The organism is Pseudarthrobacter sp. N5 (assembly GCF_050157035.1).
In the GTDB taxonomy this organism is placed as follows: domain Bacteria; phylum Actinomycetota; class Actinomycetes; order Actinomycetales; family Micrococcaceae; genus Arthrobacter.
This window is the reverse complement of sequence record NZ_CP189593.1, coordinates 1,079,965-1,100,327: the sequence shown is the minus strand read 5'-3', so window position 1 is coordinate 1,100,327 and position 20,363 is coordinate 1,079,965. Positions and strand designations below refer to the sequence as shown.

The window sequence follows — 20,363 nt, the reverse complement described above, 5'->3', positions numbered from 1 at the left end:
ACGCCACAGTGATTCGGGTTCCTCCCCGCTCTGTATTGGACCTGAGAGTTTCCGCGCAGCCGCAGGGCTCCGCTTGCACCGTCGGTGAGCAGGCGTGTCCGGATTCAGCGTCCAGGGAAAAATCCTTGGACACGTGGCCGGTCAGCGTGCTGCTTTCCAGAGTTGCCTTGCCGCGGCGGTACATGGGCCTGAGAGATTCCTGGGGAGGATTTGCTCCTACGGCGCCTGCTTGTACCTACTTGCAGAACTCTCCCGCCGCAGATCAAAGGCATATTCAATTGCTCGTGACCGTAGTCACAGCAGCTATTATCCTATGTCCGGCGCCGTGGGGCAAATGGCGGCGGCCAAGCTGAGGTTCCCCGCACTAACCGCGGAGGCGGTCAAGCGCCGCCAGCAGACTTTCGACGTCGGCGGCGGCCTGGGCGGCCGTTCCCGCAGGACCAACGGACAGCATGGCATTGAAATAGAGGCCGTCGCCCATGTACAGCACAGCTTTGGCGATGTCCGGGCCCACATCAGTGGCAATCTCCTCCAGCCACCGCTGCTGGATCGCGGCAAATCTGCGGCGCGTCTCTTCATGCGCCACTTCGGCGAGGCGGGTTGCGGCAACCACGGCACGGTCCAGTGGCGTGTCATCCCACACGGAGGACCTGATGAAGTAGGCAGCCGCCCCTTCAGGCGCCTGGGCCATGGCATCGGCGTCGGCGGCAGCAAACTCATCCAAGCGGTCGAGCAGCACGCCAATCAGCGCTTCCTTGTTCGGAAAGTGATACAGGAGGCCGCCCTTGGAGACGCCCGCGCGCTTGGCCACAGCGTCCAGGGTGGCAGCCCGCTCCCCAACTTCGATGAGGAGGGCTTCGAAGGCGTCGAGGACGGCGCCGCGTGCTACAGGTTTTCTGGCCATGGTTCCTATCATCCTTGTTCACTGAGCGTCATTTCTTAACTGTACCGTCCAGACGGTATAGTTAAGTCCATGACCACGCCCGCTTCCATCAACCACAACACCTCCAAAACCACCGGCCGCCAGGGTTCGCGGCGCGACTGGCTCGCCCTGGGGCTGCTGATGTTCCCTGTGCTCCTGGTGGCCGTGGACAACACGGCCCTGACATTTGCCCTGCCGGCCATTGCCCGCAGCCTGGATGCCACCGGACTCCAGCTCCTCTGGATCGTGGACGCGTATCCGCTGGTACTGGCTGGGCTGCTGGTGGCCATGGGCAGCTTCGGCGACAGGATCGGCCGCCGCCGGCTGCTGCTGATCGGCACGGCGGGATTTGCCGCAGTCTCTGCGGTCACGGCATTCGCCCCGAGCGCGGAATGGCTCATTACGGGACGGGTCGGTCTGGGATTCTTCGGCGCCATGCTGATGCCCTCAACACTCTCCCTGATCCGCAACATCTTCCCGGATCCGAACCGCCGCCGGCTGGCCGTGGCCATCTGGGCAGCAGGCTTCTCCGGCGGTGCGGCGCTGGGACCCATCTTGGGCGGCTGGCTGGTTGAACACTTCTGGTGGGGTGCCGTCCTGCTGGTGGCAGTCCCCATCATGCTGCCGCTCTTGGTGTTCGGGCCGGTGTTCATTCCGGAGTCCAGGGACCCCCTTCCGGGCCGGGTGGATGTACCCAGCATCCTGCTGTCCCTGCTTGTCATGGTGCCGGTGGTTTACGGCATCAAGGAGCTGGCCACCGAGGGCGTGGGAGCGATGCCGCTGGCCATCATTGGACTCGGTCTTGCGACGGGCTTTGTGTTCGTCAGGCGCCAGAAGCGGCTCGCATCGCCGTTGCTTGACATGTCATTGTTCAGCAACAAGGTCTTCAGTACCGCAATTACCGCGAACGTGCTGGCGCTGTTTTCCTTCAATGGCTTCATCCTGTTCCTGGCACAGCATTTGCAGCTATTGGAGGGAATGTCACCGTCGGCATCCGGCGTGGCCATGGTTCCTGCTTTGATCGCCACGGTGGTGGCCGGACTGCTGGTGGTGCCGCTGGTGCGGAAGATCCGGCCCGGATTTGTGGTGGCGGGAGGATTGTCGCTGAGCGCCGCGGGTTATTTGACAGTGGCGTTCGGTGACCACAGCACGGGGCCGGCCCTGCTGCTGGGTGCGCTGCTGGTGCTGGCCCTGGGTGTGGGGGCAGCTGAAACCATTTCCAATGACCTGATTCTAGGTTCGGTACCTGCGGAGAAATCCGGTGCGGCAGCGGCCATTTCCGAGACCGGTTACGAGGTTGGTTCACTGCTGGGCACCGCCATCCTGGGTTCTATCCTGACGGCGTCCTATCAGCAGCACCTGCTCTTGCCGGCCGGCGTCTCTGACGGTTCCTCCGCGACCGCCATCCATCAAGCCGGCGAAACACTTGCTGGTGCAGTCGAATTGGCTGGCACGCTGCCCTCGCCGCTGGCCGGGGCGGTCACCGAGGCGGCGCGCACGGCGTTCGATTCGGGCGTCCACATCACTGCAGCCATTGCGCTGGTGCTGATGGCCGCGGCGGCCGTTCTCGCCGCCGTCGTGCTCCGAAAAGTTCCGACGGCGGAATAGGGCTGCCGCGCCGGCTAGACCTCGAAGCGGTATCCCGTTCCGGCTTCAGTGAGGATGTGCCTCGGATTGGCCGGGTCCGCTTCCAGCTTGCGCCGTAACTGGCCAACATATACACGAAGATAATGGGTCTCGGCCGAATACGCAGGGCCCCACACTTCGGTGGGTGGATCAAGGCAGCCACCAAGTAGCACAACAGCCCGAGGCAGGCGACGGCCAGCACTATCCACATCACGGCGTCCGCGCTCATGGCTTGCCCACCAGCTTGCCCAGCGCGTTGCCGAGCCACATCACACTTGCAGCCGCAACCAGGAAGATTGCGACGACAGCCAAATCGGCCATCACGGGTCCTTTCGTCTGTGCCCCCGGCCGGGAGCTCTATGACCATCCAAGACCCGCGTTTCGGCGGTGGCTGCGGTATTTACGCGATCCTTACGCGTGCGCGTGAAACCTTTGCGGGATTCTTACGCCGGCAAAATAAATGCGCCCGACGCCGGAGGGATGTCCGGCGCCGGGCGCCCAGTCTGCGGCATCGCGCTTCACTTCAAAACGGCGCTGCTTGTGGTGCTACTTTCCGGGGCTACTCAGCGTCCGGCGCGGTGACGCTTGCCGACGTCTTCATGGTCTCGGCAGCCACCATCCATGCGAACTGTTCCAGCTTCGCGATGAATGCGTGGAGCAGGTCTGCCGTGGTGGGATCTTCTTCGTCCACCTCATCGTGGACCTTGCGCATGGTGCCCACTGCTGCCTCGAGCGCGGCCACGATCCTGTCGATCGCATCCTTGGTGCTGATCAGGCCGTCCGGGAACCTGGCCAGGCTGGTGGACTTGGCTACTGTTTCACTGCGTCCGTCCGGCAGCGCGTGCAAGGCGCGCATGCGCTCAGCCGTATCGTCGGCAAACAGACGGGCGGCGTCGATGATTTCGTCGAGCTGGAGGTGGAGGTCACGGAAGTTGGCTCCCACAATATTCCAGTGGGCCTGCTTTCCCTGGATATGCAGTTCGATCAGGTCAGCGAGAACCGCCTGCAGATTGTTGGTCAGAGTTGGTGAAGCTTTCATGAATCCTCCTCGAGTGGGTCCGGTCTCTGTGACGCTACCGCAGCCGGCAACTGTTCCGCGAGCGCCCCTGACGATTAAAACAAATGAATTGAATTCATTATCCGCTTGCGCAGTGGGGCCAGTCACGTTCATACTAAATGAACGTCATTCATTTAGTGACGGTCGTCTCACTGGAGAACAAGCCATCATGATTGAAGTTACCTGCCTGGGAGCCCCCGCTTCCCTGGCCCGCACCAAACCTTCCAGCCGCACGCCTTTGCGCGTCGGAGTCGTCCAGCATCGCTGGCATGCGGACACCGCGGTCCTGCACGCAGAACTCAACGAGGGCATCGAACGTGCCGCCGCCCTGGGCGCCACTGTGGTATTCCTCCCTGAACTCACCCTCTCCCGCTACCCCGCGGATACCCGCCCGGACAACAACCCCGCCGCAGGCATCCGGCCCTCTGACATCTCAGAGGACGTGCTCACGGGACCCACCTTCGCCTTCGCCGCCCAGGCTGCCCGCAAAAACGTCGTCACCGTCCACGCTTCGCTGTACCAGCGTGCTGGGAACCCGGATGGCACCGACGACGGGCTCGGACTGAACACCTCCATTCTTGTCTCGCCGGAAGGCGAACTCCTGGCCCGCACGCACAAGCTGCACATCCCTGTCACCGCCGGCTACTACGAGGACAAGTTCTTCCGCCAGGGCCCGGCCGCCGGAGATGCGTACGAGGTCCACGCCCCGGCTGAGCTGGGCGGCGCACGCCTGGGCATGCCCACCTGCTGGGACGAATGGTTCCCCGAGCTCGCCCGGATCTATTCCCTGGGCGGCGCCGAAATCCTGGTCTACCCCACAGCGATCGGCTCAGAACCGGACCACCCTGATTTCGACACCCAGCCGCTCTGGCAGCAGGTGATCGTTGGCAACGGAATAGCCAACGGACTGTTCATGGTGGCTCCCAACCGCTGGGGCAGCGAAGGCACGCTGAACTTCTACGGAACGTCCTTCATCTCGGACCCCTACGGCCGCATCCTCGTCCAGGCTCCGCGGAACGAATCCGCTGTCCTCGTTGCCGACCTGGACCTTGACCAGCGCAAGGACTGGCTCACGCTCTTCCCGTTCCTGGCCACGCGCCGCCCGGACAGCTACGCACGTTTGACCGAGCCCGTACGCCCGGACGCTCCGTTCGGCGCCGAGGCCCCGCTGGCCTCCGGCTCCGTGCAGGTGCAGGTGCAGGCATGACCGTCTGGCGGATGCCCGCCGAGACCGCTCCCCAGGAGCGCATCTGGATGGCATTCCCCACGGGCGGCTACACTCTGGGCGACACCCCGGAGGACGCGCACGCGGCGCGTTCCGTCTGGGCCGCCGTCGCCAACGCCGTGGTCGGGTTCGAGCCCGTCACCGTCGTCGTCAACCCCGACGACGTCGAGACCGCCGCACGCTACCTGCACCCCGACGTCGAGGTGCTGGTTGCCGACCTCAACGACGCGTGGATGCGCGACATCGGCCCTTCGTTCGTTCTCGACAACCACGGCCAGCTCGGCGCCGTCGGCTGGATCTTCAACGGCTGGGGCGGACAGGACTGGGCAGCCTGGGACAAGGACTCCCTGATCGCAGCGGAGATCTCGGCCCGCGCCGGCGCCCAGCACCTCCCCTCAGGGATCGTCAACGAAGGCGGCGGCATCCAGGTGGACGGCGAGGGCACCGTGCTGGTGACTGAAACCGTGCAGCTGGATCCTGGCCGTAACCCTGGACTGGTCAAGGCGGACATCGAGCAGGAGCTGGCCCGCACCATCGGGGCCACTCACGTCATCTGGCTGCCACGCGGCCTCACCCGGGACTCCGAAAAGTTCGGCACCCGGGGCCACGTGGACATCGTGGCAGCCATCCCGTCGCCCGGAACGCTCCTGGTGCACTCGCAGCAGAACCCCGATCACCCGGATTTCGAGATCAGCCGCGAAATCATCCAATTTCTGTCCACCACCCAGGACGCGGCCGGACGGGACTGGAACATCATCGAAGTTCCTGCCCCGGAGGCCATTACGGACGACGAGGGGTTTGTGGACTACAGCTACATCAACCACCTCGTGGTCAACGGAGGAGTCATCGCCTGCAGCTTCTCAGACCCCATGGATGAGAAAGCACTCCGTGTCCTCGCCGATGCCTACCCGGGCCGCCGTGTTGTCAGTGTTGACGCACGCGAACTCTTTGCCCGGGGCGGCGGCATTCACTGCATTACGCAGCAGCAGCCTGCTGCCGTCAAGAAAGGCCTGACATGAGTCAAACAATCCGGCAGCAACGCGGCTCCGCCGACGTCCCCGGCTCCCCGCACGGCATTACCGGAAAGGGACTGAAGGGCGGTCAACTGGGGCTCCTCGCCGTCGTCGTCCTCGGCATTTCCTCCGTAGCCCCGGCCTACAGCCTGACCAGTTCGCTGGGTCCCGCCGTCAACGCAGTTGGCCTGCAGCTGCCGGCCATTTTCATCATCGCGTTCATCCCGATGATTCTCGTGGCCTTCGCCTACCGCGAGCTCAACGCCGACTCCCCGGACAGCGGGACCACCTTCACCTGGGTCACCAAGGCCTTCGGTCCGTTCGTCGGCTGGATGGGCGGCTGGGGACTTCTGGCCGCGAATATTATCGTTCTCTCCAACCTGGCCGGCGTTGCTGTGGACTTCTTTTACCTCTTCCTGTCCCAAGTGTTCGGCAATCCGGACCTCGCAGACCTGACCACCAACACAGCACTGAACATCGCAACGTGTCTGGCGTTCGTGGCACTGGCGGTCTGGGTCAGCTACCGCGGCCTGCATTCCACCAAGCTGGTTCAGTACAGCATGGTCGGGTTCCAAGTCTTGGTGCTGGCCGTCTTCATCGTCATGGCTGTCACCCACGCCGCCTCCGGCGATTCCCCCACCGCGATCGGTTTCAGTTGGGATTGGTTTAACCCGGGCAATATCCAGAGTTTCGACCAGTTTGCCGCGGGCATGTCTCTGGCAGTCTTCGTCTACTGGGGCTGGGATGTCTGCCTGACGGTGAATGAAGAAACCACGGGTGGCAAAGGGACAGCCGGCAAGGCCGGTACAACAACGGCGATCGCCGTCCTGGTCCTCTACATTGCGGTCATCGTGGCAACCATGATGGTTGCAGGGGTTGACGGCGAAGGCATCGGGCTGAACAACCCGGACAATCAGCAGAACATCTTCGCAGCCCTGGCCTCGCCGGTAATGGGGCCACTGGCCATCCTCATGTCCCTGGCCGTACTTGCAGGCACTGCTTCCTCGTTGCAATCCACGATGGCTTCGCCCGCCCGCAGCTTGCTTGCCATGGGGCACTACGGGGCTTTGCCCTCACGCTTCGCCACGGTGAGCAAGCGGTTCGGCTCGCCAGGTTATGCCACCATCATGGCCGGGGCGATCTCAGGCGGGTTTTACGCGGTCATGAAAGTGGTCAGCGAGAACGTCCTCAATGACACGATCCTGGCGCTGGGCCTTATGATCTGCTTCTACTACGGCCTGACGGCCTTCGCCTGCACCTGGTACTTTCGGCACAGCCTCTTCGCCAGCGTACGCAACTTCTTCATGCGTTTGCTCTTCCCAGTTCTTGGCGGCTTGGTGCTCACCGTGGTGTTCCTGCAGACAGCCGTGGACAGCTGGGCGCCTGAGTTTGGCAGCGGCTCGGAGATCTTCGGTGTGGGGCTCGTGTTTATCCTCGGCATCGGGATCCTGGCGTCCGGCGCGGTGTTCATGCTGATCATGGCACGCCTGCGGCCAGGCTTTTTCCGCGGCGAAACCATCCGGCAGGACACACCGGCGCTGGTGATTCCCGAGTAACTGCTTGGTCCGCACCAGGGCCCGATACGCAACGAGGCCCTGGGCCGGAGGTCACTCCGATCCAGGGCTTTTGTTGTGTCAGGTCAGCGGCTCACCAGAAATGCGCCACGTCGATGATCAGGCGGGAACCCGTGCCGGGCCCATCGAGGGCGAACACCTGGAATGGCAACCTGGCGCGCACCCCCAGACCAAAGCTGGTGTACCCTTCAAAGCCGCCGGCGGAGGCCACCTGCCGGAAGGTCTGGTACCCCGTGACATTGGCGAGCTCGTTCCGGTTGGCCGGGTTGTACGTCTCGTTGTGCGCATTTACTGTCACTTGGAGAAATGCCCCGCCGCGGAGCGCAACTGGCAAGCCGGAACCGTCCTGGACCACCGCTGGAACGTACTGGACCGTGTACCCGGCAACCTTGCCGTTGAGATCAACCACCATCCGGTCGAAGCAGTAGTGCTGCCCCGTTCTGACAGTGGTGACGGATGCGGAACTCATTGTCGCGTTGGACTTAGCCAGCGACCCCCACACAAGTCCGCAATATGAGGCCGCCGAAGCGGGCCCCGGAGCTATGAGCCCCAATCCAGCAGCCATCAGGATAGCTACCAGCCATACGTGAATTTTTTTCATTGTGGCCACCCCCTTCGAGTGATTTGATAGCTCAAGCCTAGGAGCGGTTGAGCCGCGAAACGAGGGTTGTTGCTGCTTCGGCACGCAACCGTTAACGAGCGCGCGGGCGGGTCACGGGACCGTGATTCCACGGCCTCATTTCGGTCCGGCGTGGCCGTTTCGGCGCCTTTCCTGCACATTGCCGTTATGCCAGATAACGACGCCGGATCTGCAGGAGCGGCCCACCATCGGCCGGGGAGCGCTTGCGCGGGCGTGGGCCCGCTTGAGCGCTCCCGGGCCGCTTGAGCGGCGTGGGGCAGCACCGTTCATGCGGGTAAGGGCCGATTGCATGGGACGCGCACGAGGCGCCGGCCGCCCTGTGGGTCGCCGGCGCCTCGGACTGCCTCGCTACGATGAAAAGGGCACGCGCTGGGGGCTATTTAGCCTTCGCAGTCGCGGCAGTACTTCATGCCGTTCTTTTCCCGCGCAACCTGGGACCGATGACGGACCAGGAAACAGGAGGAGCAGGTGAATTCGTCGGACTGTTCAGGTACAACAATGACCGTCAGTTCTTCGCCGGAGAGATCTGCTCCGGGAAGGTCAATACCTTCTGCGGTGTCGTTCTCGTCGACGTCGATAACAGCCGTCTGGGCTCCGCCGCCGCGGGACGCCTGAAGGGCCTCCAGCGATTCAGCGGGAGACTCTTCTTCTGTCTTGCGTGGGGCGTCGTAATCGGTAGCCATAGCGTGGTTCACTTTCGTTGCTGCGCAGCGCCATTTCAGGCACCTCAGTGAAGCAGTTTAGGTCATTATGGGGGCAGTTGGTGAATAGTGTGTTCAAGCAGACAATTTACGACGGCGCGTGGCGGTTTCCCGGCCCGGGCCTCAAGGCTGCGCCGCACGGGCCCGGGGCACTCTGGGTGGTTCGTTTCCAGGATCATCAAGGGCCGGAAAGGGAAGATCCCGGCGCCCATTCGCGTTCCGGGAGCTTCATTTGCGATTCTTAGGGTGGAGCCTCCTGTCGGATTCGAACCGACGACCCCCGCTTTACTCCCCAGCGCCTAGACATGCCGGGAACGGAACGGCTCCTGCCCGGATTCTAGAGGATTTTGCAACCAACGACGGGCAATGAACAGTTGTTGGTGATTCAGGTGAGTTAAACGTGAGTCGGTTGCACGTTCGCCTCAGCTGACCATTGGGGTCAAACTCGAGGTTCATCCATGACAGTTCACGGAGCGCTTCCTTCCCCCGGATACAGCCCTTCCTCGTAGAACAATAACGGGCCTTGCGAAAGGGTTATGTTGCAGATCAATGTCTGCTCGCTGCGCCTTGCACGGGCTGTGATGCTTTCCATATGGCGGCTGGTTATGACAGGGCGAGATGGCCCCAGTAGAACGGCTATTGCTGGCCTCAATTCCTTACTCACCGGCGCCGGCATGCCGGACGTGAATCGCCCGGGCCGATGCTTGTCCGGTGGCGGCCGGCGGGTGCTGCTTCAGCGATCGGACGCGTCACTTGAAACTGCGAACACGTATTGTCCTGCAGCTGGAAGAGGCGACGGCGGCCGATTGGGGCTGCCCCGGCCTTGCCGGACTCCTGACTTGTGAGGATCCATTCCTTGAAGCACGGATGTTGACCATGCCCCAGCCTTTCCCAGTCTCGACGGGCCGTCATGGTCCTCGGGGTGGGCGAAAATAGTTTCGTGTCGCCCTCAAAATCGGCGATCTTCCAGGCGCGTTCAGGACTGGGCGGAACCGGTGCGGGGCGTGTTCACCCAGATCGCGTGGCCCGGTGGCCGGACCGAGTGTAGTACCCCTGCGGTCATTGATAGGGAGACCGGCCCATGCAGGGTATGGGACATTGAGCCGGTCCAAGGCCTCGCGGGACGGCTGAAACTCGACATGCTAGTCCGGGCAGACCGCGGCTCCTACCTCCTCCGCCTCTGGGGCCGCACCGGATCGACCGGCGTGGACGTGCTCTGGCGCGTGAACACGAATCTGCGGCACCATGCCCGTTGTTGCGCGGCTCGGCGCTGTCCTTGTCCATCATTCATCCCGCTGCCCTGTGTTACCGGCTCGAGCTGGCATTTGGCAGCGTATGGGGTTCGGAGGCAAGCCGGTAGCGGTGCGTGGGCGAAGGTCCGCGGTGCACGGAACGCCTCAGGTCTGTCTGCCCATGCCGGCCCACCGCCGGATGCAGATGAGTTGGTCGCACAGGTGGTCTCCGATTAACTGCGATTCCAGGGCGAAGTGGGCCCACGTCTGATTGACATTCCTACGTCTAGGGATTAATGCCCCATTCCCGTAAGTGCGCCCAGGCTCAACGGCCTACGTCCCGTCACGCAGGTTCGCTGGCGATTGGCTGGTGAATTCGATGCTGTCGAAGCGCGCCACGCAACTGTCCCCCATCGGAGCCTGCGACATGAACCCTACGTGCACCGGCTTGTCTGTATGCAGCCGAAACAGGCGGACGAAGCGCCAGTACCGGCCATCGGCGGATGAATGGAACGCCCACGCGGGACCCACCCGGCTCACCCGAAGATAGGTCCAAGGACCGGTAACAACAGCCGCATTGCAGTCGTCGGAAAAGGTGTTTGTCACGACACTGACCACCATCGCCTCCCCCTGCGGAGAGTACTCGAAACAGAGCTTTGCCCAGTGGTCCTTATCAGCCCACAGACTCAACACTCCGGCGTCGAAGGTCGTCCTTGGCGAGACAACCATCACACGGGCTGACAGTGCGAAGGACGCAGGCGCCGTGAAACCCAGGGCCGAAGCGCGGTGTTGCTGCTCTCCGCCCAGCGAATCATTGCTCCAATCCACGCCCGGAGCGGCAGTGAGTGTCAGCGTTTTCCCGGCTTCGTCGCGTCTGTCCTGACTCCTCGAGGACGTCCAGGCCAGTGGTGGGAGCCCTGCGATGTTGGGGATCATTTCGTTCTCCTTGGGTTCAGCCCGTCAGATGTTCTGCTTCTCGTAGGTGTAGCCATAGGGCACGTCCGGCGACAGTTCCACCGTGACGCGTGCATGGTCAACCCTGGTGACAAGGATTCCGCGGCGTCCTTCGCCGCGGGCGCGCTGTTCGGCCGCCCGGACCGCGGCGTTGAGGTGGTCATCCATCCTGGACTTGCTGGTTGCCGTGATGGTAGCAAGCAGTTCCGGCGCCTCGATCATTGTTCTCCTTGGAATAGTGCATTGCGGGTTTGGGAACGGGACACGCTTGGGGAGGATGCTGCTTCCTGGCCGGCAGCGATCCAAGCACTCGAAACCATGTCCCGGAGCGAATGCCGCGGCGCCCAGTCGATGTCGCGGCGTGCCAATTGGCCGGAGGCCACGATGCGGGCAGGGTCGCCCGGCCGCGCTGCGCAGATTTGCGGGCTGAACTGTCTGCCCGTGACCGCGGCCATTTCGGTCATGATTGCCCGCACGGAAACCCCTGTGCCGCTGCCCAGGTTATAGACGGTTTCCAGCTCCACGCCGTCCTGGAGCTTGCGGGCAGCTGCCACGTGGGCTGCGGCGACGTCGGAGACGTGGACGTAATCCCGGACGCAGCTGCCATCAGGCGTGGGGTAGGCCGTGCCGAAAATCTTCGGTGTAGTGCCTGCTTTCAACGCATCAAACACCAGGGGGAAGAGATTGTGCGGGCTTGTATCGCTCACGTCCGGGGTGCCGGAGCCAACAACATTGAAGTATCGCAGCGAGGTGTGCCGCAGCCCGGTTGCCCTTGCCTGGTCAGCAATGAGCCATTCCCCAATGAGTTTGGATTCCCCGTAGGGAGATTCCGGGCTTGTGGGAGTGGACTCGGTAACGAACTCAGCCGCCGCGTTTCCATAGACGGCCGCGCTGGAAGAAAACACGATCGCCGGCACGGACGCCGCTTCCATGGCCGCCAGCAGGTTGCCGGTCCCGGTCACGTTCTGGAAGTACGTGTGCAGCGGCCATTCGACCGAGACGCCTGCGTACTTGAAACCTGCCAGGTGGATCACGCCGGCAACGTCATGACGGGCAAAGGCCTCCTTCAGGAAGGCGGGATCCAGCAGGGAACCCTCTTCGAAGACGGCCCCGTTCGGTACGAAGGCCCGGTGTCCGCTGGACAGATCGTCGATGACCACCACATCGTGGCCGTCGTCGATGAGTGCCCGGGCCACGTGCGAGCCGATGTATCCGGCACCTCCTGTTACAAGCCATGCCATGGCTACTTGCCTCCTGGATCTTTGGTGTTATTTCGACGGCTGAAATGGTGTGAGATTCCCCAGGAGGAGAGCCAGCTCTCCCCCGGGTCGAGCCAGCGCAGGCCCGCCCCTGAGTTGAAGGCATCGGGTAGAGCGGTCATTGGCTCCAACGCGACGGCCGTCCGCGAACCGGCAGTCCCCGGGTACTCATTGGTTGTGTATACCTGCGCGTACCTGTAGTTGTGGTCGCCCCAGACCTCCACGCGGTCCCCGTTGGGAGCCTGAAGGGCGTGCCGGTATGTCCCGTTCGGGGCGGGAGTGAGGTCCGAGTATGCGGTGTCGAGGACAAGCGTGCCGACAGTGGCCCCGGCTGAGAGGTCAACGGGGGTGCCGGCGACCGGCGCGGACCCCGTTGGATTCAATCGTCCGTCCACCACCACGTAGGAGGCGGCATGGACAGTGAGTGCGAGGTCCTCGGTGGGTGCAGCGCCCACCCTGATGTAGGGGTGCGCACCTATTGCCACGGGAGCGGGCTGGGCTGAATCGTTGGTCAGCAGGTGCTGCACCGTGAGTCCCCCGGAAGACACCGAATACGTCGTCTCGACGTCCACGGCAAAAGGGTAGCCCATGGACGGGTGGACCTGGACTCGAAGCGTCAGCTCGGCGGCAGACTGTCGAACCACCGTGTGTGGCTGGTCCTTGACCAGGCCGTGAAGTGCATTGCCCCGCTGCGGTTCATTGATGTCCAGCTGAAGCACTTGCCCGGCATGCGCCCATCGTCCGTCCCGGACCCTGTTGGGCCATGGAATGAGGATCTGTCCCTCGCAGTGCTCCGGGAAGCCTGACTCCGGAAAATCCTCGATCAGCGGCTTGCCGTCCACGGTATGGCTCCGGATGGTGCCGCCGATTTCTGTGATGATGGCCTTGACCACTTGGCCGTCACGTCCACAGGAAATCTCAAACTGCCGGCCCGTTGGCCTTGCGGGCTCGCTCACCAGAAGCTCATTCATAAGGGTCCTTTGACCTGTAGTTCTGCCGCATGTCAGAAGTCGGAGTGGCCCAGATCATGGGCGGCAACGAAGGACAGCGACTGGGTGGTGGATGCGTGGAGTTCAAGGACGACGATCTCGTTTCCGTGCTTTCGCAGCAGCGGGCCCGGGACGTAGAGCGTGGCTTGTGGACCGCGTGACCAGTACCGGCCGAGGCAGAATCCGTTGATCCAGATGACGCCCTTGGTCCACCCGTTGGTGGACAGGAATAAATCGGAGGGTTCGGGAAGATCAAAACGTCCGTGGGCGAACACGGGGCCCGCTATCGCAGGGTCCTGCCTCGGCTGCACCTCCGCCAACGCCTCGGTGACAGGGCTGATGTCCTGCAACTGCAGTGGGAGAATGGCCCAGTGCCGGAGTTCGTCGCCGTTGATCCTCGCCTCACCTATCAGACCTTTCGCTTCTCCCAGCCGGGGGCCGTAGTCCACGCGTCCTTGGTCCTCGACCAGGATCTCCAACGTTCCTCTGGCGTCGGCGGGCAGCGCTATCGACGTCTCATGGTGGTCCCGGGACAGGGTTCCGAGGCCTTGCCTGTTGAGGAAAACCTGCGCGCGGTCACGGACCTCGTCAAAGGCCAGGACTGCGGGCCCGGAGACGTCGATCCTGGTGCGGTAGAGGGTGAAACCCGAGTAATGGCCGATGTCGTCACAGGTCCGCAGTCCGCCGTGGGATGTCCAGTAGCCCAGCTTGTCGAGGCACTCCCAGAGGGGAAGTGCCTGCGTCAGGGGTACGGTCAATTCGGTCCCCGGACGCCGGGGAGCCGGGACGTCGTCGTCGTCGAGTTCTGTGTACTTGGAAATGACGTCGCGGAACGCCCAGTACTTCGGCGTCGGGTTGCCTGCCTCGTCCAGGGGCGCGTCGTAGTCATAGCTGGTCACGATGGGTTGGTAGACGCCCTTGTCGTTCGCACCGTTGGTGAATCCAAAGTTCGTGCCGCCATGGAACATGTAGATGTTCACCGATGCGCCGCGGCCCAGCAGCACCTCGAGCTCGTGGGCGGACTGTTCCACGGTGGTGGTGTGGTGGTGGGCGCCCCAGTGGTCGAACCAACCCACCCAGAATTCGGAGCACATCAGTGGTCCGGTGGGTTGGTGGCGGCGCAACGTGTCCAGCCGTTCGGCGGCGCGGGATCCGAAGGACCCTGTCTTGTGCAGCTCTGGCAGGCTGCCGTTGGCCAGCATGTCGTCCTGGGGCTGGTCGACAGTGGTGAAGGGCACCGTCAACCCGATTTCCCGGTTGATTTTGACGAGCTTTTCCAGATAAAAGCGGTCAGCGCCGTAGGCGCCGTACTCGTTCTCGATCTGGATCAGGATGATCGGGCCTCCCACGTCCACCTGACGGGAAACGAGGATGGGTGCGAGCTGCTCAAAGTACTGGTATACGGCCGCCATGTATACGGGGTCATCGGCACGGATGGCCGAAGCGCCACGGTCGAAGAGCCAGGCGGGCAGTCCCCCGTTGTCCCATTCGGCGCAGATGTACGGTCCGGGCCGGACGATCGCGTGCATGCCTTCCGCGGCGACGAGGTCGAGGAAGCGCCCCAGGTCCAGGCTTTCGGTAGTGTCGAAGGTCCCCGGGGAGGGAGCATGGGCGTTCCAGGGGATGTAGGTTTCGATCGTGTTCAGCCCCATCTGCCGCGCCTTCCGGATCCGGTCGGCCCAAAGATCCGGATGGACGCGGAAGTAGTGCAGGGCGCCGGAGAGGATGCGACGGGGCTGACCGTCAAGCATGAAGTCCTGCTCGCCGATAGTGAAGGTTGGCATGGGGGAAATCCAATCTGAATGGTGGAGCGGAGGTCCAGGGCCGTGTGGTGCGGCCCTGGACCTCCGCCGCGTCCTACTTGTTGGAAACGGTGAAGCCTTGCTGCTTGCCGTACTTCGTGGTTGCTTCCTGCCAGGCTTTCAGCCCGTTGTTCAGGTCGCTGTGCGAGCCGTAGGCCTGGCCGACTGTGTCGCTGAAGATGCTGTTGGCGTAGGTCTGGAACGGCAGGTAGTGCCACCCCGGGACGACGTCCTTGGAGGCCTGGACGAGGACTTTGTTGATCTTCTGTCCGCCGAAGTACGGGCTGGCGGCGTTGAGGAACGCGTCAGTCTGCAGGTCGGCCGTGGTGGACGGGAACCCGCCGTTTGCGGCGTGGATCTTTGACCCTTCGGGGCCGTTGGAGAACTGAAGGAACCCGTAGGCCGCTGCTTTGTTCTTACTCTGCTTCAGCACCGCGTCACCGCCGCCACCGTTCTCGGCCGTTGCGGCCTGGCCCTTGTTATAGGTCGGCATGGGGGCCACGCGCCAGTTGCCGCTGCCGGCTGCGGCGCCGGATTCCAGGTTTGCGGGCATCCAGGCTCCGGTGAGGAGTGTGGCGATGCTGCCGTCCGAGAGACCCTTGTACCATTCGTCGGACCAGCCGGTGACGGGTGACAGCAGCTCGTCCTTGACCAGAGTGTTCCAGGTCCCTGTCCACTTCTTCGAGCCTTCGTCCTGGAGATCGATGCCCACGTCCGTGGTGCTGTTGATGGTGTAGGGTTTTCCGCCTGCCTGCCAGATCATGCTCGTGCTGAATCCGGCGTCGCCCGTGTCGCTGGTGATGTAGGCCTTGGGGTCGGCAGCGTGCAGGGTCTTCGCAGCCGCAACGTACTCATCCCAGGTGGAGGGGACGGCGATGCCGTGCTTTTCGAAGACATCGGCCCGGTAGAACATGGCCATCGGGCCGGAGTCCTGCGGGAGCGCGTAGATGCCGCCGTTGAGGTTCACGGATCCCCATGTCGAGGCGGTGTAGTTGTCCTCCAGCTCCTCCGCTCCGTATCCCTTCAAGTCGGCCAGGGCGTCGGAAAGCGCGAACTGCGGCAGTGCGTTGTATTCGATCTGGGCCACGTCCGGTGCACCGCTACCGGCTTTCACAGCGTTCTGGAGCTTCGTGTAGTGGGCGTTGCCGGTCCCGACGTTTTCAAGATTGACGTGGACCTTGGGGTACTTCGCTTCGAAGGCCTCCACGATCGGCTTGAGCTGCGGGGCCCAGCCCCACACGGTGAGCGTGGTTTCGGTCTGCAGGGCTTTGGCGATGTCCTCAGCGCTTGCTCCCTCGCTGGCGGCGTTTCCGGCAGCTCCGGAAGCGCCGCAGGCCGCAAGGCTGCCGACCAGGAGGCTTGCCGCCAGGGCGGCAGCCGCCGCCCGCTGCAAATGGTTGTTGTTCTTCATTGATTCGTGCCTTTCACGTCATTATTCTTGAGACAGGTCATGCGGTTGATGCAGCGCACGACGGCGGGAGATCGCCGTTGTGCGCCCTTTTACTTCACGCTCCCGGCGGACAGTCCTGACTGCCAGTAGCGCTGGAGGAAGAGGAACGCACCCACGATGGGCACAATGGTCAGTAGGGATCCGGTGATCACGAGGTTGTAGATCGCCTCGCCCCCGGCCGTGGTTGCTTGGGCGTTCCAGCTGTTGAGGCCCACTGTCAGGGGATACCAGGTTGATTGGCTCAACATGATGAGCGGCAGGAAGTAGTTGTTCCACGTGGCCACCACGGTGAACAGCAGGACCGTGATGAATCCCGGCGCGAGCATCCTCAGCGAGATTGTGAAGAACGTCCGGAACTCTCCTGCCCCGTCCATCCGGGCCGCCTCGAGCACTTCGGTGGGCACCGACTCGAGGGCGTAGATCCACACCAGATACAGGCCGAAAGGGCTGATCAGTGAGGGAATGATGATCGACCAGGGCGTGTTGGTGATGCCTATCTGGCTGAACATCAGGAACGTGGGAACCGCCAGTGCGGTACCCGGGATGGCCACGGCGCCCAGGACCACTGCGAAGACCGCGCGCTTGCCGGGGAAGTCGAACTTGGCGAGCCCGTAACCGGCCAACGTCGCAAGGAACGTTGCCCCGCCGGCACCCACCACGACGTAGAGGACAGTGTTCGCCAGCCAGCGCAGAAACTCGCCGTCGTTGTAGGTCATGGTGCGTGAAACATTGTCCCAGAGGGCGAAATCGCCGGAGAACCACAGGCCAAAGGAACTGAAAAGCGAAGGCTGGGTCTTGGTGGAGTTCACGAGTAGCCAGAACAGTGGCAGCAGGGCATATACGGCCATCCCGCCCATCGCGATCGTGAGGAGGATCGACTTGCGCTTCCGGGTTACTCCCCCGCGTCGCGGCGTACTGAATCTGGGTATGGGCAAGGTCTTTGCCGGGGACGCTTCCCGGGTCCGGGGAGGGCTCAATCGTACGGACATGGTCTAGGCATCCTTTCGCGAGCCGGAAATCTGGACGATGTAGGCCACGATGACGGTGAGGACGCCCATGATGATGGAGATCGCCGCGGCGTAGTTGAACTGCTGGCCTGCAAAGGAGAGGTTGAACGCGTACATGTTGGGCGTGAAGTACGAACTGATGGAGTTCGGTGCCAGCGCCTTGAGGATGTTCGGCTCGTTGAACAGCTGGAAGCTGCCGATGACCGAGAAGATGCTCGCAATGCCGATGGCTCCGCGGATCGAGGGCAGCTTGATGCTTCTGATCACCCGGAGGGGGCCGGCACCGTCAATGTTGGCTGCCTCGTAGAGTTCGCCGGGAATCACCTTGAGCGCCGAGTAGAAAATCAACATGTTGTACCCGGTGAACTCCCAAGTGTTGATGTTCCCGATCGCCGCGAGGACCCAGCTGCTGGAAAGCGGCTCCGGCAGATTGAGTCCGAAGAACTCATTGACGCTGCCGAACAATCCAAACCGTGGTCCGTAGATGAATCCCCACATCAGGGTTGCGACGACTGCCGGGACGGCGTAAGGGAGGAAGACCGAAATGCGGAAGAATGACGACGCATGCAGACGGCCGCTGTCCAGGGCCAATGCGGCTGAGAGGGCCAGGAAGAGCATGAAGGGAACCTGCACCACCAGGAAGACGACCACTCGGATCACAGAGTCCCAAAACTGCGGGTCTGCCAACGCCTGGAGGTAATTGGCACCTCCCACAAACTTGTCACCGCCCACCATCTGGTTCTGGAAAAGGCTCAGGTAGAAGGCGTACAGGACAGGTGCCACAAACACCACCATGAAGACCAGCATGAAGGGGCCAACAAACGCCCATCCCGTCCAGCCTCCGCTACGTTTCCGGCCCTTCAAGGCACCTGATGCGTCGGCTCTTGTCGACGTCGTTGTCATGATAATTTCGTCTCTTCCCACTATGTTTACGCAAACATTCCGCAAAGAACAGTAGCATGTTTAGGTGAACACTCAAGAGGGTAATGGAAAAAGGCCGGCTCAATCCACCCAGACGCGCAGCCTCCGGGTCCAGCCCGCCGAGCGGGCGGCCACACGCGCGTCCAGAGGGTCGTCCATCGCGGACGTAGCCCGGGCGGCCGGTGTCTCCTCGCAGACCGTCTCTCGCGTGTCGAATGGCCTCACGAATGTAGAGGAGACCACGAAGAACCGCGTCCTTGAGGCCATGAAAGAACTCGGCTACCGGCCCAACAGGGCAGCGAGGGCGCTCAAGAGCGGCCAGTTCAAGTCCATCGGCGTCATCATGTTCACGCTCTCAAGCTTTGGCAACATGCGCACCCTGGACGCGATTGCCACCGCCGCCTCCCAGGCCGGATACTCCGTCACACTCATCCCCCTGCCGGACCCCACGACCGGAACTGTGTCCGGGGCATACCACAGGCTGCGCGAGCAGGAGGTTGACGGCGTCGTCATCATCTTTGAGGCCCACCTGCTCGACCATGCCGACATCACGCTGCCTGAGGACCTGCCCGCCGTCGTGATCGATTCCAACGCCGGGTCCGGCTATCCGATGGTGGATACCGACCAGGCCGAGGGCGCCCGACTGGCCACGGAGCATCTGCTCAACCTTGGGCACGCCCAGGTTTGGCACATCGGCGGCCCCACGTCGTCGTTCTCCGCAATGCACCGGGCCGAATCCTGGAAGCGGACGCTGGAGGACGCAGGCATCGTTGCACCTCCTGTTCGCCACGGCGACTGGTCGACGGAATCCGGCTATCAAATTGGCCTGGAGCTCGGGCGCAACCCCGAGGTCACCGCCATCTTTGCCGCCAACGACCAGATGGCGCTGGGGGCCATGCGTGCCCTTCATGAGCTTGGCCGCGCGATTCCGGAAGACGTCAGCATCGTTGGATTCGACGACCTTGAGGAGTCCACCTCCTTCTGGCCACCCCTGACCACCATCCATCAGGACTTCCATGCCGTTGGACGCCTGAGCATCGAAAACCTGCTTCAGCAGATGGCCGGAAGCAGCCCGGTCGATGGCGCCACCAAAGTGCCCACACAACTCATGATCCGCAAGAGCACAGCCGCAGCCGCCTCATAGGAGGCCCGGGCGCGCACTGGGGTGTTAAGCGCACTTTCGGGTGTTCGGGCTCGCGCTGGTGGCAAACGTCGCGGATGCCATGGTCATGCCCGCAAAGATGGTCGCTGCCACAACGAAGAAAGTCCAGAACCGTGCGCCGGACGACGTCCGTACGGGCGGACAGAAAGAGCTTAGGACCCATAACAATAATTCCGTTGCTGCTACTCGAACAGGGGCAGTGCCAACATCGCGGAGTGGTTTGTGCTATTCCAAGAGAGAGAGGGTCAGTTTCGCCGTGTAGTCGCCCGGCGCAACCGTTACAGGGGTGCGCAGGAAGAGGTCCGCAGTAGCTGTCCACTGCCCCTCCGCCGCAATCGCCCCCGAATCAAACGCCAACGCGAGCCACTCCTCGTCAACCAGGCCCACGGCGTTGAGACCGGGGTCCATGACCGTCTCCATCTGGGCGCCCTCGGCGATCAGACCCGAATCACCACCGTCGATGGGTGCGGCGCCCAGCCCAAGTGCGAGGCACTGATGGCGGGCTGGCCCGAGCCACCCGCAAAGTCGGACGACGTTCCCAGTACATACCAGCCTGCGCCGGCGGGAATCTCATCCGCCACCCGGGTGTCGGTGACCGTCACCGTCGGCAGCGTACCTTTGAACTGCCTGACCGTGGGTGTGGATCCGTCCTCGGTGAGCATTGTAGTGGTGCCCGCAACGCTCATGGCCAGGACCCCCGGGTTCTTCCGGTTGGCTGATCTGGACATTGACGTCCACGTCCTGGTCGCCGGGGTTCTCATCAGCCATGGCCATTTCGGCCACACCGAAAAGCATTGCCGTCCGCCGCGACGGCGGAGCACCGGGCAGC

19 protein-coding genes, 1 pseudogene and 2 riboswitches are annotated in these 20,363 nt (G+C 63.0%); of the genes and pseudogenes, 5 read left to right on the top strand and 15 right to left on the bottom strand.

The annotated features are described in order from the left end of the window. Window positions 1–20: 20 nt before the first annotated feature. Window positions 21–165: riboswitch (glycine riboswitch) on the bottom strand. Between the two features lies 1 nt (window position 166). Further along, a riboswitch (glycine riboswitch) is annotated at window positions 167–265 on the bottom strand. A gap of 99 nt (window positions 266–364) precedes the next feature. Then, window positions 365–904, bottom strand: coding sequence for a TetR/AcrR family transcriptional regulator (locus ACQCST_RS05495; RefSeq protein ID WP_426998305.1), 540 nt, complete (start codon window positions 902–904; stop codon window positions 365–367). A gap of 69 nt (window positions 905–973) precedes the next feature. On the opposite strand from ACQCST_RS05495, the gene ACQCST_RS05490 reads away from it, so the two are divergent. Continuing rightward, window positions 974–2,530, top strand: coding sequence for an MFS transporter (locus tag ACQCST_RS05490; RefSeq protein ID WP_426998304.1), 1,557 nt, complete (start codon window positions 974–976; stop codon window positions 2,528–2,530). Window positions 2,531–2,544: 14 nt separating this feature from the next. Here the strand turns inward: ACQCST_RS05490 and ACQCST_RS05485 are convergent. After that, window positions 2,545–2,688 (bottom strand): annotated as a pseudogene (locus ACQCST_RS05485) (winged helix-turn-helix domain-containing protein); the annotation flags it as partial. 419 nt (window positions 2,689–3,107) lie between these two features. Next, window positions 3,108–3,587: a Dps family protein gene (locus ACQCST_RS05480; protein ID WP_426998303.1), complete on the bottom strand. Its 480-nt coding sequence runs from the start codon at window positions 3,585–3,587 to the stop codon at window positions 3,108–3,110. 187 nt (window positions 3,588–3,774) lie between these two features. Here ACQCST_RS05480 and ACQCST_RS05475 point away from each other — a divergent pair, with 187 nt between their 5' ends. The 3 genes from ACQCST_RS05475 to ACQCST_RS05465 are packed head-to-tail and all read left to right on the top strand — an operon-like array spanning window position 3,775 to window position 7,399. Next, on the top strand, window positions 3,775–4,812 hold the full coding sequence (locus ACQCST_RS05475) for a nitrilase-related carbon-nitrogen hydrolase (protein ID WP_426998302.1): 1,038 nt from the start codon (window positions 3,775–3,777) through the stop codon (window positions 4,810–4,812). Beyond that, on the top strand, window positions 4,809–5,849 hold the full coding sequence (locus tag ACQCST_RS05470) for an agmatine deiminase family protein (RefSeq protein ID WP_426998301.1): 1,041 nt from the start codon (window positions 4,809–4,811) through the stop codon (window positions 5,847–5,849). The genes ACQCST_RS05475 and ACQCST_RS05470 overlap by 4 nt, the downstream gene beginning before the upstream one ends. Beyond that, complete coding sequence (locus ACQCST_RS05465; RefSeq protein WP_426998300.1) at window positions 5,846–7,399, top strand: APC family permease; 1,554 nt, start codon at window positions 5,846–5,848, stop codon at window positions 7,397–7,399. The genes ACQCST_RS05470 and ACQCST_RS05465 overlap by 4 nt, the downstream gene beginning before the upstream one ends. Window positions 7,400–7,490: 91 nt before the next feature. On the opposite strand, the gene ACQCST_RS05460 is transcribed toward ACQCST_RS05465, so the two are convergent. From ACQCST_RS05460 to ACQCST_RS05415, 10 genes are all read right to left on the bottom strand, one after another. After that, window positions 7,491–8,018 (bottom strand): AMIN-like domain-containing (lipo)protein, encoded by a 528-nt coding sequence (locus ACQCST_RS05460; protein WP_426998299.1) that lies wholly within the window; start codon window positions 8,016–8,018, stop codon window positions 7,491–7,493. Between the two features lie 419 nt (window positions 8,019–8,437). After that, window positions 8,438–8,740: a DUF4193 domain-containing protein gene (locus tag ACQCST_RS05455; protein ID WP_090956868.1), complete on the bottom strand. Its 303-nt coding sequence runs from the start codon at window positions 8,738–8,740 to the stop codon at window positions 8,438–8,440. Window positions 8,741–10,323: 1,583 nt separating this feature from the next. After that, a complete protein-coding gene (locus ACQCST_RS05450) occupies window positions 10,324–10,926 on the bottom strand; it encodes a DUF1349 domain-containing protein (protein WP_426998298.1) in 603 nt (200 codons plus the stop codon). A gap of 24 nt (window positions 10,927–10,950) precedes the next feature. After that, the gene (locus tag ACQCST_RS05445; RefSeq protein ID WP_426998297.1) at window positions 10,951–11,166 is read right to left on the bottom strand and encodes a hypothetical protein; all 216 of its coding nucleotides are present in this window, start codon (window positions 11,164–11,166) and stop codon (window positions 10,951–10,953) included. After that, entirely contained in the window at window positions 11,163–12,185 is a 1,023-nt protein-coding gene (galE, locus tag ACQCST_RS05440) for a UDP-glucose 4-epimerase GalE (protein WP_426998296.1), read from the bottom strand. The genes ACQCST_RS05445 and galE overlap by 4 nt, the downstream gene beginning before the upstream one ends. A 2-nt stretch (window positions 12,186–12,187) precedes the next feature. After that, window positions 12,188–13,174, bottom strand: coding sequence for an aldose 1-epimerase family protein (locus tag ACQCST_RS05435; protein ID WP_426998295.1), 987 nt, complete (start codon window positions 13,172–13,174; stop codon window positions 12,188–12,190). Between the two features lie 32 nt (window positions 13,175–13,206). Next, window positions 13,207–14,976, bottom strand: coding sequence for a glycoside hydrolase family 35 protein (locus ACQCST_RS05430; RefSeq protein WP_426998294.1), 1,770 nt, complete (start codon window positions 14,974–14,976; stop codon window positions 13,207–13,209). Window positions 14,977–15,049: 73 nt separating this feature from the next. Next, the gene (locus tag ACQCST_RS05425; RefSeq protein ID WP_426998293.1) at window positions 15,050–16,405 is read right to left on the bottom strand and encodes an ABC transporter substrate-binding protein; all 1,356 of its coding nucleotides are present in this window, start codon (window positions 16,403–16,405) and stop codon (window positions 15,050–15,052) included. 89 nt (window positions 16,406–16,494) lie between these two features. After that, window positions 16,495–17,301 carry a carbohydrate ABC transporter permease gene (locus ACQCST_RS05420; RefSeq protein WP_426999082.1) on the bottom strand — a complete coding sequence of 269 codons (807 nt, stop codon included), beginning with the start codon at window positions 17,299–17,301 and terminating at the stop codon, window positions 16,495–16,497. A 135-nt stretch (window positions 17,302–17,436) separates the two neighbouring features. Beyond that, window positions 17,437–18,354 (bottom strand): carbohydrate ABC transporter permease, encoded by a 918-nt coding sequence (locus ACQCST_RS05415; RefSeq protein WP_426998292.1) that lies wholly within the window; start codon window positions 18,352–18,354, stop codon window positions 17,437–17,439. A 64-nt stretch (window positions 18,355–18,418) separates the two neighbouring features. Here ACQCST_RS05415 and ACQCST_RS05410 point away from each other — a divergent pair, with 64 nt between their 5' ends. Further along, a complete protein-coding gene (locus tag ACQCST_RS05410) occupies window positions 18,419–19,516 on the top strand; it encodes a LacI family DNA-binding transcriptional regulator (protein WP_426998291.1) in 1,098 nt (365 codons plus the stop codon). A gap of 243 nt (window positions 19,517–19,759) precedes the next feature. Here the strand turns inward: ACQCST_RS05410 and ACQCST_RS05405 are convergent, their stop codons facing one another. Beyond that, the gene (locus ACQCST_RS05405) at window positions 19,760–19,942 is read right to left on the bottom strand and encodes a hypothetical protein (RefSeq protein WP_426998290.1); all 183 of its coding nucleotides are present in this window, start codon (window positions 19,940–19,942) and stop codon (window positions 19,760–19,762) included. Window positions 19,943–19,971: 29 nt separating this feature from the next. Next, a complete protein-coding gene (locus ACQCST_RS05400; RefSeq protein ID WP_426998289.1) occupies window positions 19,972–20,262 on the bottom strand; it encodes a hypothetical protein in 291 nt (96 codons plus the stop codon). Window positions 20,263–20,363: the final 101 nt, after the last annotated feature.

Bases quoted from the DNA above. Each gene is read 5' to 3' on its own strand.
- ACQCST_RS05405 (WP_426998290.1), bottom strand. From the start codon at position 19,942: ATGGACCCCGGTCTCAACGCCGTGGGCCTGGTTGACGAGGAGTGGCTC.
- ACQCST_RS05475 (WP_426998302.1), top strand. From the start codon at position 3,775: ATGATTGAAGTTACCTGCCTGGGAGCCCCCGCTTCCCTGGCCCGCACC.
- ACQCST_RS05495 (WP_426998305.1), bottom strand. From the start codon at position 904: ATGGCCAGAAAACCTGTAGCACGCGGCGCCGTCCTCGACGCCTTCGAA.
- ACQCST_RS05455 (WP_090956868.1), bottom strand. From the start codon at position 8,740: ATGGCTACCGATTACGACGCCCCACGCAAGACAGAAGAAGAGTCTCCC.
- ACQCST_RS05400 (WP_426998289.1), bottom strand. From the start codon at position 20,262: ATGTCCAGATCAGCCAACCGGAAGAACCCGGGGGTCCTGGCCATGAGC.
- ACQCST_RS05470 (WP_426998301.1), top strand. From the start codon at position 4,809: ATGACCGTCTGGCGGATGCCCGCCGAGACCGCTCCCCAGGAGCGCATC.
- ACQCST_RS05460 (WP_426998299.1), bottom strand. From the start codon at position 8,018: ATGAAAAAAATTCACGTATGGCTGGTAGCTATCCTGATGGCTGCTGGA.
- ACQCST_RS05450 (WP_426998298.1), bottom strand. From the start codon at position 10,926: ATGATCCCCAACATCGCAGGGCTCCCACCACTGGCCTGGACGTCCTCG.
- ACQCST_RS05415 (WP_426998292.1), bottom strand. From the start codon at position 18,354: ATGACAACGACGTCGACAAGAGCCGACGCATCAGGTGCCTTGAAGGGC.
- ACQCST_RS05425 (WP_426998293.1), bottom strand. From the start codon at position 16,405: ATGAAGAACAACAACCATTTGCAGCGGGCGGCGGCTGCCGCCCTGGCG.
- ACQCST_RS05420 (WP_426999082.1), bottom strand. From the start codon at position 17,301: ATGGGCGGGATGGCCGTATATGCCCTGCTGCCACTGTTCTGGCTACTC.
- ACQCST_RS05490 (WP_426998304.1), top strand. From the start codon at position 974: ATGACCACGCCCGCTTCCATCAACCACAACACCTCCAAAACCACCGGC.
- ACQCST_RS05435 (WP_426998295.1), bottom strand. From the start codon at position 13,174: ATGAATGAGCTTCTGGTGAGCGAGCCCGCAAGGCCAACGGGCCGGCAG.
- galE (WP_426998296.1), bottom strand. From the start codon at position 12,185: ATGGCATGGCTTGTAACAGGAGGTGCCGGATACATCGGCTCGCACGTG.
- ACQCST_RS05430 (WP_426998294.1), bottom strand. From the start codon at position 14,976: ATGCCAACCTTCACTATCGGCGAGCAGGACTTCATGCTTGACGGTCAG.
- ACQCST_RS05445 (WP_426998297.1), bottom strand. From the start codon at position 11,166: ATGATCGAGGCGCCGGAACTGCTTGCTACCATCACGGCAACCAGCAAG.
- ACQCST_RS05465 (WP_426998300.1), top strand. From the start codon at position 5,846: ATGAGTCAAACAATCCGGCAGCAACGCGGCTCCGCCGACGTCCCCGGC.
- ACQCST_RS05480 (WP_426998303.1), bottom strand. From the start codon at position 3,587: ATGAAAGCTTCACCAACTCTGACCAACAATCTGCAGGCGGTTCTCGCT.